This is a genomic window from Desulfosporosinus paludis (assembly GCF_045689965.1).
Taxonomy (GTDB): domain Bacteria; phylum Bacillota; class Desulfitobacteriia; order Desulfitobacteriales; family Desulfitobacteriaceae; genus Desulfosporosinus; species Desulfosporosinus paludis.
Map to the genome: position 1 here is coordinate 2,617,696 of NZ_CP144211.1, position 13,752 is coordinate 2,631,447.

Sequence of the window (13,752 nt, forward strand, 5' to 3'; positions counted from 1 at the left end):
CTTCCTTAACAGCTTCTAACTTGCCTTCTTGTTCTGTCTGCTCCTCTTCTGCTGATGTACGTTCCGTACAAATCTCTCCCCACCTTATCTCTGCTTCAGCCGCCGATCTTGAGGCTTCTCTTTCCCCCTCGCCGTCTGCAGAGCGGACACTAACCTCTGCTTATGAACGTCAAGGTCTTTCTGCCAACTTTTTGCCCATTGTCCGTCCTGGGGAATGCCGCGCATCCATAGTCCATGATAAATATCGTGTTCACGAAATTCTGTCATTCGGGCGAGATCTTCCAAATCCTCAATGATCTGACTCTGCTCCTTGGAAAGAACGCTTAATTTTTCCTCAGCTGCAGCAATATCTTGCTGCACCCGCTCTAATCTCTTGAGATTTGAGTCAAGCCTGCCTTGCGTACTTATAAGCTGCTTTTTAAGCCCCTTCCTCTGATCTTCCAAAAGCTCCAGTTCCCGTTGTTTCTCCATGGCTTCACTGCGGTTTAGCACATCTAGCTCTGCTTCCACAGTTCTAAGCCGCTGCTTGCAGGCATCCAGCCTCTGCTCAAGGTCCTGTTGTTGCTTTTGAATCTCCTTTAATTCCTTTTCACAAACTTCAACCTGATTTACATAGTGATCATACTCCTCCCCTTGATGAAGTACATTATCGGAATGTTGTTTTAGCAAAAAGCGATTGTAGCGGTCGTAGCGTTTTTCAATTTTTCCGAGCTCTGTTAAGTGCATTTGCAGTTCTTCCAAGTGGTCTGCAATTTGATCCATATCTTCCAATAGATCAGATAGCGAATTTAACTCTTCTTCCATTAAAGGCGGCAAGGCCTTGGTCAGGATTTCATAGATGGAGGATGGCTTAAAATCCTTAGACAGCTTGGGACTTCTCAACTCCAAGAGCAGCTTCAGTAAATCCCTATATGACTCATTCTCTCTAAATCCAAAGAAGGACTTATTGACCATGTCACGGTAAGCCGTTTGCTCTTGAACCACTTGCCCCCCTGAAGCAATTTTATCCTCTAATAGTTTGCGGTTAAGGGGTACCTTTTTCCCCTGCTCCAACCATAAAGTATAATCATACAGGTAAAAGTCTTGATTGATTCTCCTTCCATCTTCCAGCAAGAACCCCCAAAATCCGAGTTGAGGCACACCCCGTCGCGCCCTGAGTCCGATACCGACAGTTTTATATGAATTTTTTAGCGGGTGATAAAATTCAAGCCAGAGGTAACCGGTTCTGTCCGTATGTCCTTGATCCGCTTCCCCAAGCAAATAGTATTCCAGCCGACGGTCCCGAGACCCAAATGGATCGAGCCGCTCCGGCCTTTTATCTCCGTCCAACACAAGAGGAATAAAACTTTGCATCGTGACAGATTTCCCCGAACCATTGGTCCCACGTAAAATCAGTCTTCCTTCTTCAAAAAGAAACTCCTCCTCATCGTAGTACCAAAAATTAAGGATTCCTACCCGCTTCATCTGCCATCGTTCCAAAACAATCCCCCCTAATCATCCAGCTCCACGGATCCATATTGAACTTGCCACCTTCCTCCGGCAGCGTTTAAGACAAAAAACACATGATCCTCCCATTGTCCGAAGCCCCACTCCAATAGATGCTCACAGACAAGGTCGGCCAAAGGGGCGGAAGACTTCATTTTTCGATATTCATTGATCCAAAAGTCCCCGTAATCGGCCTTTAGTTTAAGTAAAATGCGTTCCACTTCACTTTTCGTAATCCGCACAGAACCATCCAATTCTGCTTTGATTCCCAATTCAGAGTTTGTAAGACTATGGCGTATTTCCCCACAGACAAGCATTGTCAGATCTGAAATGGAAGCTAGTGTAGGAAACACTTCAGAATCGGCCGTCATCTCCGGTTCAAAAAATAAGATCCCTTCACGGTATTTACTGCCTTCCCAGCCAAACATTGATTTCAATTGTTGAATCAAGTAATTTTTTTGGCCGTGAAAATAAAAGGAGTCTTCCTGCCACTGACGATCAAGCACAATAGGTTCAAGTAAAAAACGCCGATATAGACGATACCTTCTACTCCGGTTTATTTCCTCGGGGTCGTTTCCAGCAGGCGCAATTTCTCCCATATCCTCCAACCTTTTATAACTGGTTAAGTCTTTGGGGAAATTTCTCAATATGTAACGAGAATAGGCACTGCATTCATATAAGACATCATAGCCTTCGGAATGGGTTGCCCAATTCGCTTCCTGACCGTCGACAGCCTGGATAATCTCTAGATTTTTTAATTTTTTCAAAGCTCTTGCCATAGAAAGGCGTTGGAAATAGTTTTTCCAGTCAACGCCCATTCCTTGTTCAGACATGTATTCTTTAATTTCTTTTACCAGATCGGTCAACAAGAACTGCTCGCCTTCCGTTTTATTTTCTAAAAACCAGAGCCCATACGTGAAAAATGCATAATCCAGCGGTTCGCGAAACTCTTGAAAGCCCATCCAAGGAAAAGCAACCACTGGCACCTTGTCCAACTTAGCTAATTTTCTATTGAGAATGAGTGAATAGCCGGTATAATGCATAAACCAGTCTTGGATGTCAACATACTGCTCTTTTATCCAGTAATATAGTTGCGGATCTTTCTCCTTAGCTATCCACGAACGATTCAGCAATGCCTTCATGCAGGTTCTTTTTCTTTCAGCAAGCTCTTTTTCGCTAATAATATTTGTTCGGCGCCTCTTAGCACTGTTCAATTTCCCGACTTTGATTTTTTCCATGCTTTGCCTCCAAACCCTGAGCCGTATTGCTAGCTTAACTATCCAGCCATTCCAACAACTCATTCCAAGCAGTCTCATTAATAACGGCAAAAATAAACTTATAATTCAACAGTTCAAGCTTCCCGTCCTCAGATAACAAAGTGGTACGTTGCTGATTCAAAGGTTGTCTTACATGTATTTCGATTCCTTCTGGAGTTTGGAAAGACGAGGTGGCCGAGGCATTACAACGGCCAATCCAATCCAAAATTTGCAATCGTGTCACGGTGGCTACTAGTCCCAGTTCGGATACACTAATTTCTTCAGCTGCTACCATTTTTATCAGGAATTGCAGTTCCTGCTTATGCTGCTGCATAAACGCTTCTCTCAACTGCTCTTTTTTGGGGGTATGATCTAAGATCGCTTCTGTATCCTGGCGCTCATTCCTTTTTCGACTGCGTGAGCGCAGTGTCCGCGAAATAGGCACTTCCGTCCACATCGACATCTCCTGACTATCAGATTCCCGCGTATCCTCCCCTTGTAAATGACGGGCCAGAAACAAGCCAAAGGCATAGGCCGCCAGCTTATGGGCTGTTTCCAATTCCTGAATACGATAAAACCATTGTCCCAAATAATCGAGTTCTTTCCTCCTGCTAATGCTTGAACGTTTTCTTTCCTGGATGCGCAGGGCGCTGCGCACCATTTTAACGATAGCATCTTTGCTAGCACGTTCTAACAGCATCAGTTCACTTCCCGAACCATTCTCGCCAATAAACCATCTGCATAGTCCGTCCCATTTATCCAATAGCTCATCATAATACTGCTCCTTGCTAACCGTCTCCTCCAGTTTGGGAATGCGCCATTCATCACTAACAACGGCATTGAGAAAAATGTCACGCACTCTAATGGTTATTCGGTTAAGGCTTCCCTCAATTTTGTAAGAACGTCGCTGCAAGGCCTGAATAAAATCCTGCAAATACTGGGTTATGGAATCTTTGTATAGCAAAAAAGCATCTGTGGCCATTAACTCTTCAGCCATCCCTGTTTGAAGGCTGGCTATATAATCCACTGATGCTTCATGTAATTTTTGAAATGATTCATATAAAGTATTCCAGATATCCAACGCTTCTCCGCTTGCATATACACCAGATTTTTCTCTGATCGTAAACAAGGTTTCCGCAATCGTGTCAAAGAGGGTTGGCTCCAATGAACCTCCGTAGCCGCGAACCGTTTCTAAGTTTTCCAACAAACGCTCAATCTCAATCGAATATGGCGTTATTAAATACTGGGATTTCTTGCGCAGATATTCCTCAACAGTGACAGCTCTTCCGCCATCATGACGGGACGTCAAATTCCGCCACTCCACTAATTGCTCCAAATCAATCTGACATTGCTCCAAAGTATAATTTTTAAGCAAATCCCAAGTCATTAGTCCATGATAAACTTGTTCCGGTTTGAGCCAATAATTTAATCTTTGATATTGCTGATAAAGAAAACGCATAATTGCTCGATATCGGGTGACGTTATCTGCGTTTACATACTTCAATTCCGAAACATTGCGCAGCGCCTGTAAATTTGGAATTTTACTCAAGGCAACCTCCTCAGTTAAACATTATACTTGTTGATGCGTATTATTCGTCAAATTCAAAAACCGCAGCCACTCTAACAGTTTAATTTCTGCCCGATATTTCTTATCCAAATCACAGTAGATGATACCTTGCAAATCAGAGGGAACCTTTGACTTGCCTCTTTTGCAGATAATCGTTCTTTTAGGACCCAGATGTCCTTCAAATAGACCATATTCATAAACTACATTATCCCTGGGTTTCAGTGCATAATCATTCTGATACCACACAAGATCATCTTCATGAAAAATAAGTATAGCTGCATCCAATTGTTTGCAGATATTCCGTAGACTTTCCGCCACATAATTTCCTAACGGAAATACACCTGCTTTATTCCATGGAAGGGGAGTATGCCCTTCATCTTCAATCAGCATGGCAATTTCTCTAAGATCATCCAGCGCTTTTGTAGAATTCGAACTTCCGAGGAAAATATTCATCCCCCGACGCTCCTTTCAAAGAGATTACCGTTCTGTCAATAATTACAAACATCTTACACTAAAAAAGCTTACCTGCCTACCCCAGGTTATACATACTATGGTAAAATGTGTCTATATATTTTAAGAAGATAAATCATAATTGAGCAAATTATCAAGGGAGGCAAAGAGGTGTGAGCTTTCAAAAGGAATTGGAGGATTACTTAAAGGGTTGTGAACAAAAGAACGAAAGTGAACTGCGCGAACTACGCAGATCTTTAAACCAGGCCCTTCTATCCTTGGATAAAAAACTGGAATCAATGCCAGAAAAAGCACACAACAATAAAGACCGCTGCCCCCACTGCCGCTCCACTAACACAAAGGGTCATGGCAAAAATCCCAATCGTTCATTCTGCTTAGATTGCAAATTAGCTTATGTAAAGGAGAGAGGTGCGCTCTATTATAGAAAGCGAAACAGGGACAAAATTCTTGATCTTATCGTGGCAATCCATAGCACTAACAAGAGGACTTCTGAAATCATCCGTGAACTCAACGTGTCTGTCCAAACCTACTATAAATGGAAAAAGGAGATCATCTTTGTGTTTCCTCAGCTCGAACAAAAATTCAAACGAGGGGGCAAAAAGTAGCTAACTTGTGGTTCTTACCTATGTTTTAAGTTCAATTTTCTTTCGACTGAGTATATTATAATTTTCTTATAGAGAAATCAATAGCCACAGTTAAGTTATATAATAATAGTTGCTCAGCTTATTAAATGAAGATTCCGGAAACAGAAGAGGGCACCCAAAACGAGTACCCATTTTGTCTATTCACATTTTTTCCTTCCTACAATAAACTTTTAAACGTTCTGTTTTTGTCTAATTTCCATCCTCTTGATTTTCTAAAATAAATGTTTGAAAAAATCATCTATGAGAGTCAGATTCATGATTATAACCCCACTACTTCCACAAATCATCAAGTGTCGTTGCTTCTAATAATTTAGTATAAGAGGTATAGCGAGGAGCTTGCGGTGCTTTTCCTTTTGTATTGCCCGACAGAGAGACTTTGTCAATTTGTTCAGCTCCGCCCTTAAAGTATAGAATATACTTGTCAGTACCCTTATACTTTTCAATTCTCTCAACCTCAGCAACATGAGTAATCGCCGACACAGGGGCGACTTGATATGCTGCAATATATTTAATTTTGGACAGCATCGCCGCAGAAATTCTAATTTGATACCAGCACTTTTCTCCGAGAAACACCTCTTTAAAGCCGTCCTCTTTTGCTGGAACTACAATCGTATCTAAGTCATCAAGATCAGTTGAAACAGGTGGGAAATCTAGAACATCTTCCTGGAACGGAGTAAATCTATGTAGCAACTTCCCATTTGAAACATAACTTTGCACTTCAATAATATCCGCTGAGATCTTGATTTTGGAAAGTACTCTTGTAAGCTGCTCACTAGTTTCATTGATTACTATAATAACTGCTACTTCGTTATCAAAGATCAGCTTATCCAATAGCTCATTGATATTGTTATATTTTGAAGCGGCAATAAAATCGCTGATCTTTTTGAGTTTGTCTTGGTCCTTATTTATATCCTCTAATAAAATGGTCTTAATTTTGTGTCTGCTCATATCGGAGGAAATCGCAAAGCGAAGTACCTGCTCCCCAATATGTCCATAAACATCGTGGTCGCTTAATTCTACCTCAACAAAATAAAGAACAGGGTCGGCGTGGAATTTTAAATCCAAATAATAGCCATCGGGAATTGCAGCGCCTTCTTTTGATTTACCTATCTTTTTCTTGATATCAAAATAAATGCCCTGAGAACCAAAGATGATTTCGGCATTAGCCACTATCATCTTTTCATATTCAGCCTCGTCAGCATATTGGTATTCTGTAAACAAACTGCCCTTGTCATTGATTATTTTGTACATAACTACACACCCCCTTTGAGCTATCCTTCGGAATACGTCGTTCTGGGGAAATACTGGGCAGAACTACAAACAATAACTTCAAAATAACATTTCTGACTTAAAACAAAAACTTATTGAGTTAATTATTTTCTTTAAGTTGCCATACCTTTATTCATTACCGCCGCCGCCCAGACTTCGCTGTTTCCAAGTTGTTTAAAACCAAATTTCTTTATAAACCTTTGCATCTTAGTTAACACCAATTGGTATTCAAGCGTACCTTTAATTGTTTCCTTTTCTCTTCCCAAATCTTTAACCATATCATTAAGGGGTGCTGGAATAATCGTAACAATAGAGTCTTTTCGTTTGGAAAAGATATCAACTAGCACAGGAAAAATAAGATAGCCAAGTTTCTTTCCCCGGAAAGCCGGCTTAATATAAAACCTTTCAATATACAGAACCCCCGTCGAAAAGTTATATACATTTTCCCACTTCTTAGATCGCCTAAGTGTTCCAATTGCCACAGACAAATCTCCGCTTATTGCATCAGCGTTATCGAAAATATCTAAATAATCTCCCTGGGGATTATATTTATAAAAATAGTAACACCTAAACTCTCCAATGTTCTCTTTGATTCCCAGTTCACAATCTTCATCTAAATGCTCTAAGACGATCCTTCCTGAATGTGTATCGACACAGTAATCATTGTACGGCCCTTTCCTCCACCAAGCTGAAATATCAACTTTTTTAGAGTCTTCAAATGAAACTATACTCTGATCTATATTTTTTTCAGCTTTCTTACAAGCTAATTTAACTGCCCTGTTTTCTGAATCGTAGAACACTTATTGCACCAACTACTTTCAAATCTATTCCTATCACTCCACCCCTAAAGCCTTAAACACCGCATCTTCCGGACTTTGATAAAACGCCATCTGAAACTTTGCAAAGAGTTCCGGTGGAACGGTAGGAATATCCGCTGCCGAGGCCATGGGTAGTAAAACTTTCTTAGCACCCGTATCAAAGCACACTTGCAAAGTATTGGCTAATTCTTCTACTTTATTAATCGTGCCACCGATACTCATAGAACCCAAGACGACCAACTGACTTTGTAGCGGTTTGCCCATCGCCCCGGAACACATGGCGATAAAGGCAGTCAACGCCAGTTCAGGAGTCATCCCTACGCCTTGGATGTCTTGGACATGCATCAGGTAGTCCTTAGTTTTAGTACTTATACTAGCGCTGATGCTTTTGTTATTGGCTTTGAAGTAATTAAAGGCTGTTAACGTGTTCTCTTTTGCTTCCCTGGAATTTCCCAAACCGGATCTCTCAAATTTACCAGAACCGTTCACGACCTCAGTTTCTATCTTATAAACACCTATCATGCCTGAGTCCCCGCGACCCACGGTATAAACATGACCCGGCTTTCCGATCCCCTCGGGGATGATTTTTCCTCCCCCTTGCTCGGGGACAGAGATAAATTCTTCATTCAGGCTTTCATTATCAATATAGGAAAAATGAACATCATAAAACTCCATGCCACCGATTTTCTTAAGCTGTTCCTTTACTCGCCGTCTCCCAACCAGAGCATAGCGCAAAATCTCTTCGATATCCTCCCTTGTAAACTTCCCATTGGGGTAAAGCAGTTTCACCAATCCCGATACTGTCTTGCGAACCGCGATAACATCCCTTTGATTGAGATTATTCCCTAGTTTAAAATATTTGTCCAAAGCATCGGAAAATGATCGTTTGCGCATCTCCCGAAAGAATTCAGCCAAGTAGTCGACAATAAAGCCGTACTCATTCGTTAAAAACTCCGGGCGCATTTTCGGAACTTCCCAGCCAGGAATATAGTAGTGCATACGATCAAAAAAGGCCGTGTCACCAGCCATAGCCTCGGGAAATGGGTCAAACAAATGAGAGGTCTTGATCAGTACATCCACGCTTTGGTTAATGTTCCCGACGAAGACCATGGAAGCATTGGCGCTCTTTTCTTCTTTACCCCGAGCAAACGAACCTGAGGCCATATAGTCTTTCATGATCTGAATGCCGTCTTTATCCTTAAAGGTAATCCCTGCGACTTCATCAAAGGCTACCACGTCCCATAATCCTACTAAACCGATCGTGCGGGAAGCCATGTTGTAAAAGAGATTAGCGACCGTGGTTTGTCCGCCAGATACGAGAATGGAATTAGGCGAAATTTCTTTGTAGACATGAGACTTGCCAGTACCCCTTGGGCCCAATTCACATACATTATAATTATTTTCGACAAGGGGAATTAGGCGTGCTAAGAGATGCCATTTAACACTTTGTTCGAGCTTTGTGGGCTCCATACCTGTTGAACGCAATAAAGCATTGATCCATTCGTCTTTAGAGAAATTCTTTCGTCCTTCAAAGACTTCCTCTAGATCCATGTTGGGCATTTGAATCGGGGTGACCCCAGTAATCGTGAAAGGGTTAACCCCTTTGGCCTCTTCATCATAGTAATAACTCATCTTAAGAATACACCAAATCCCACCGGTCAGAAGTTTCTCAAAGTCTTTGACGTAGTTTGGCGAAATGGGCACTCCTTTTAAACCCAGATTTGAGAATTCCGTTTCGTAAGTATCAACCTTTTCGTTGAGCCTTACGGTAACCTTGTCAATAACTGTGTATTGCCCTAATTCCCTAATCTTTGATTTCACTTTTTCCGCTTCATCCGGACGAACAAAGTTTTCGGAAAGAATACTTTTGACCCGCTCTACTCCTTCATTGATGCTAGCCTCATCATCCGTAGCGCAGTACATACCTAATAAGTATTCCAATACATAAACAGGAACATTGGCCCCTTCTTTAATCTTCTTAGTGAGATCTTTCCTGACCACCCGCCCGGCGAAGGCTTGATTTAACTTTTGGTTCAATTCATCGATCATGGTTATCCCCCAGTTCCATACTCTCTAAAAATCAAACTCATTGACTATACCCAGACTAATGGTGAAAGGAATTTTCTCATAGATCTTTTTGAGCGGTTCATCCGGGTCTTCCAAGACCAGATAGTATTTGTCCGTTTTATTGTAATTGCTGTTTTTTAAAGTAAAGCTGACTTTGAACGTTCTTTCACTGGCCTTTTCGGAGACTCTGTCAGCAAGGATTCTCTGTTCATTGGAAATCTTTTGCCCAGCTTCATCCGTAAAATAAAGCTTAAGAGTTCTGACCACTTTTTTATCCACTAATTTCTCCGTTTGGAAGAAATCCAGACTGAAGAGACTGTTGGTGATTTTCCGAGAAGTATTGGTAAGTTTGACGTCCACCTTGCTAATTACCATACGTTCATCTTTCTTGCGGTCATTGCGATATTTAATCAGTGGGATCACAATCTCTTGGAGGCTAGCCCCTCCATGAACAAAATTTTGTCCCCCACCAGGTGTTTTAAAACGGTTATCCCCCCGTGGAACGCAAACCGAAAGTCCGCAATCTCTGCCAAAGATGTAATCTAAGCGGAGGTTAATCGCCCCCGGTAGATCAACCTCTTGATCAAAGATAAGGAAGCGTTTGTTGGTCAAGTGCGGTATAGTATCCCCTTTAGTGGTCTTATCACTCTCTTCCAGTGGCTTGCGTCGATAGATGAAACCGTGGTCAGACGTAATGTAAATATTAGCCTCGGTGAGATTTTTGTTAATGGTTCGAATAGCCCCTTCGATCTCGTCAAAGGCCTGCTCAACTGCCTGAAATGTTTTGCTTTCGTCTCCCTTATCCCCCACACTATCGATGACATTATGGTAGATATAAACCACACTTTTCCCTTTAAAGGTATTCCTAAGTTCGGTTCGCGTCATCGGCAGAAGATCATTTAATAAAACGACCTCCGAATCTTTGACATTGGCTTGGAGAATCTTTCTTCGCCCACTGGTATCCTTAGTACTGATTCCATCAATCAAGACATCGTCTCCCTGCATGGTCAGTGTCGTGTGTGGCAGTAGAGAGGCCATACCTAAACGGGTGAAGGATGGTATACATCCCTGCATCCAACGCAGCTCTGTAGAACCCTTGATCTCTTTATTAAGTCGTTGCATCAGTTCTTCTGCTGCTTCAAAGCGCAGGGCGTCGGAGATAATTACGAATGATTTTTTGTTATCATAGAGAGCCTTTTGGATCATATTTTGGAAAAACCCTTCCTGTGGGGGTATGCCCTGAATAGGCCAAGTCGTCGAACATTCCTCGGCCACTGTGGCAGACCATTTCACCGACAATTCTGCCTGATACCAATTTGTATAGAGATTTTCAACTTCCGCACTGAGGGGCTTCAAAACATCACTGTGGCGTACTTTATCAAAGGACACGCAAAACTTGCGATACGCTTGATCCATGATGAAGTACTCTTTGGCATAAGCTTCAAAGAACATCAACGCATCTCGTTCAGGGATCCCCGCTTTGTATTTCTTCCTAAAAGCATACATCTCAATAGCCCAGGACAGGGCTTCATAATAATCTTCAAACTCCTGGTAGTAATGCTTGGTTTTGCGCAGAGAAATGATCTCCTGATATTTAGTAAATTCCTCAGACCCAATCAGTAGACTGTTCGTTAGTTTGAGAATAATAGACCGATCAGCAGCTCGAAACAGATCTACCTGCTCATAGTCTTGAATATCCCAGTGTTCAAGGTACTCCCCGAAATGAAGATCCGCTTCGATCTCTTCTGCCAACTTGTCGTAAACTTTGGAATCCGCACTGTGATGCATAAAATGATCTAAAAACACGACACAGTTAGCCTGTTTGGCCGCCACCAATTCTTGCCATTCTGACGGAAGAGTTCGAGTCAAACCGTTGCTAAGGTCGTTAATCATCAAAAAAGTCAGTAAACCTTTTAACGATTTTTCCGGAGCAAGATAGCCATAGTATTTTTCAGTCAGATTCCAAAACCCATCTGCAATACCATATTTAACGATGGCTTGCCAGACTGTGTTTTCCTCCTCCTGTAATGAATTCATCAGGATGACGCGAAGCGCATCTTCAAAGTTTGGTGTTGGTCGTTTGGCAAGAGCCGACAACACACCAATGTCGATCGTTTCTTCTGTATAAGACTCTAGAGAGTAGGCAGCGAAACGAGCATACCGTTCTCTACTCTGAAAGAATTTTTCATAGTTCTTAAAGACAGACCTTAAAGCACTATTCTCAACCTTGAGGTCGTCCATGATTAAAGCTATTTTATCCGCAATGAACGTATGGGAATAGAGTTGAATGTCTAACAACCAGTTATCGGGATCATCCGGTTTAGCAAAATCGGCATAGATCAGATAATGAGAGTTAGGATCCAACACTTCGAGAGTGTACTTGGAGAGAAACTTGTTCGATTCCGTTAACTTCCATAGTTTCACCTCAGGTAGTTCCAGTTCATCGACAACCTCTTGGAAATCTCCCTCTGCATCATACCAAAAGATGATGTGCCGTTTAGCCCCGTCTCGGCACGGTGTCTGATATTTTTCTGTAAGAGCAATGTTTATCTGGTCTAGATTCATGATTTCACCTACAGTTTCTATACAGTAATCATAAGGCAACCGCCTTAAACATTGGATAAGCCTGATGCCATTCATCAATATTAAGAACCTCGAAATTTTTTAGGACACTTCTCTTGATTTGGTGCTCATCGTTCAGCCTAAACGGCAACTGCTTAGATATCTTTTCTCTTAATTTTTTGCGAATCTTCCCATCTATTTCTGGGTGTTCGATCAGCAATATATAGACTATGGGTAGATCCTTCTCATTCCCTCGGCAAGCCCAATGTAAAAATAAACTACTATAGAACTTCTTAGAGATTCTAAGATAGAATTCCTCTGTTTTCAGTTTGCATGGGAAAGCACTTGGATTAGCAACTCCATCGATCGAGGCATTTTTATACTCGAGAAAAATAACTTCATTCTCAGAATTAATAACGAAATCGACATCGGATAGACTCGTCGTCTTCTGAGCTAATGGGTGGTACTCCCAAACTTCACACTGAGCAAAATCAAACTCATACTTATTGTTTTCATCTCTATATCTCGCTCCGGCCATTACCTAATCCCCCAAGTTTTTTTCGAAGACCGTATCAAGTAACTGTTCATCTGCTTTAATGATGGAATTGTTATTTAGCATTCCGAAATATTCCTTTGTATCAATACCGACCCCATCTTCAGACTTAAAAAAACTATGAAAGATGACCTTATCTCCCTTATTACGATTGACTTCAAAGTACTTTGCCAAGTTATAATCATGGGTAGCCAGAAAAACCTGGACTCCCTTCCGATGCAATTCAAGGATAATATCCACCAGAATGGGGATTAATTGTGGATTAATATTCGCTTCTGGTTCATCCCAGAGAAGTATTGAGTCTCTATCTAAAAGTCCGTTGCGGATAAGTTTCCAAAGCAAACCGAACTTTCTCAATCCCTCTGCTTCCATTGAAAACTCTACCTTTAAGCCATTTTCCTTTTTGATGTAAAAAGTGTCGTTTTCGTAAATTACTTCTCCTTCAATCACTTTAGAAAGCTTCAGTAATAGGGTCTTTTGAAACTCAGTTATCGATTTGGATTCTCCTAGTTCTGCCTTGGAGACAATATCAATTAACGTTTTATCAAAGGGGATCTCTCTCTCCCTATCTAAAGCTAACAACCCTTTCGAGTGAGAAAGCATTTCTTTGGCGGGTATAAAGACTGATTTTATGTTTTTATTTAAAAAGGGCTTTTTGAGAGTCATATTATTACCATTTATTGAGGTAATCTCAGTATTTCGTTCATCCAATAAACGGATTACTGCTCCATTCTTTAGACTATCATTTCTTTTCAGAGGTGCCCATCCGCTGCTGCTAAAATATGAGGCAAACGCCTTGCCATCATTTTCGTTTTTATTGCAACATGCATATAAAATCTTTAATAAATGGGTCTTTCCAGTTCCATTTTCGCCAATAAAAATATCAATACCTCCACTAAACTCGATTGATATCTTTTTAAAGACAGTAAAGTTATTTACCTCGAGTTTCTTAAGCATACTCTTCATCCTCCTTCAGTAATAAAAGTATTATCTATATCTTTGCCAACACCTTTTAAAATTTAGTAAAATATTGACAACGAACCTATCTCTAGATCAGATT

General features: G+C 41.2%; 11 protein-coding genes. 1 reads left to right on the forward strand and 10 read right to left on the reverse strand.

All coding sequences use genetic code 11. The features are described 5' to 3' along the window. Positions 1-84: 84 nt before the first annotated feature. The 4 genes from VZF35_RS13220 to VZF35_RS13235 are packed head-to-tail and all read right to left on the reverse strand — an operon-like array spanning position 85 to position 4,761. Positions 85-1,479 (reverse strand): hypothetical protein, encoded by a 1,395-nt coding sequence (locus tag VZF35_RS13220; RefSeq protein WP_407314254.1) that lies wholly within the window; start codon positions 1,477-1,479, stop codon positions 85-87. 11 nt (positions 1,480-1,490) lie between these two features. Further along, positions 1,491-2,723 carry a TIGR02678 family protein gene (locus tag VZF35_RS13225; RefSeq protein WP_407314256.1) on the reverse strand — a complete coding sequence of 411 codons (1,233 nt, stop codon included), beginning with the start codon at positions 2,721-2,723 and terminating at the stop codon, positions 1,491-1,493. 34 nt (positions 2,724-2,757) lie between these two features. Then, entirely contained in the window at positions 2,758-4,290 is a 1,533-nt protein-coding gene (locus tag VZF35_RS13230; protein WP_407314258.1) for a TIGR02677 family protein, read from the reverse strand. A gap of 21 nt (positions 4,291-4,311) precedes the next feature. Continuing rightward, a complete protein-coding gene (locus tag VZF35_RS13235) occupies positions 4,312-4,761 on the reverse strand; it encodes a nucleotide-binding protein (protein ID WP_407314260.1) in 450 nt (149 codons plus the stop codon). A gap of 170 nt (positions 4,762-4,931) precedes the next feature. Here VZF35_RS13235 and VZF35_RS13240 point away from each other — a divergent pair, with 170 nt between their 5' ends. After that, positions 4,932-5,384 carry a hypothetical protein gene (locus VZF35_RS13240; RefSeq protein WP_407314262.1) on the forward strand — a complete coding sequence of 151 codons (453 nt, stop codon included), beginning with the start codon at positions 4,932-4,934 and terminating at the stop codon, positions 5,382-5,384. A 309-nt stretch (positions 5,385-5,693) separates the two neighbouring features. Here VZF35_RS13240 and VZF35_RS13245 read toward each other — a convergent pair whose 3' ends face one another. The 6 genes from VZF35_RS13245 to VZF35_RS13270 form a co-directional block, all read right to left on the reverse strand. Next, positions 5,694-6,674: a hypothetical protein gene (locus VZF35_RS13245; protein ID WP_407314264.1), complete on the reverse strand. Its 981-nt coding sequence runs from the start codon at positions 6,672-6,674 to the stop codon at positions 5,694-5,696. A gap of 131 nt (positions 6,675-6,805) precedes the next feature. Then, complete coding sequence (locus VZF35_RS13250) at positions 6,806-7,492, reverse strand: hypothetical protein (RefSeq protein ID WP_407314265.1); 687 nt, start codon at positions 7,490-7,492, stop codon at positions 6,806-6,808. A gap of 33 nt (positions 7,493-7,525) precedes the next feature. Then, positions 7,526-9,559, reverse strand: coding sequence for a protease Lon-related BREX system protein BrxL (gene brxL, locus VZF35_RS13255; protein WP_407314267.1), 2,034 nt, complete (start codon positions 9,557-9,559; stop codon positions 7,526-7,528). A gap of 24 nt (positions 9,560-9,583) precedes the next feature. Continuing rightward, positions 9,584-12,217 (reverse strand): BREX-1 system phosphatase PglZ type A, encoded by a 2,634-nt coding sequence (gene pglZ / locus VZF35_RS13260; RefSeq protein WP_407314269.1) that lies wholly within the window; start codon positions 12,215-12,217, stop codon positions 9,584-9,586. Then, the gene (locus VZF35_RS13265; protein ID WP_407314271.1) at positions 12,171-12,677 is read right to left on the reverse strand and encodes a hypothetical protein; all 507 of its coding nucleotides are present in this window, start codon (positions 12,675-12,677) and stop codon (positions 12,171-12,173) included. The genes pglZ and VZF35_RS13265 overlap by 47 nt, the downstream gene beginning before the upstream one ends. Positions 12,678-12,680: 3 nt before the next feature. Continuing rightward, positions 12,681-13,649 carry an AAA family ATPase gene (locus tag VZF35_RS13270; protein ID WP_407314273.1) on the reverse strand — a complete coding sequence of 323 codons (969 nt, stop codon included), beginning with the start codon at positions 13,647-13,649 and terminating at the stop codon, positions 12,681-12,683. Between the last annotated feature and the right edge of the window lie 103 nt (positions 13,650-13,752).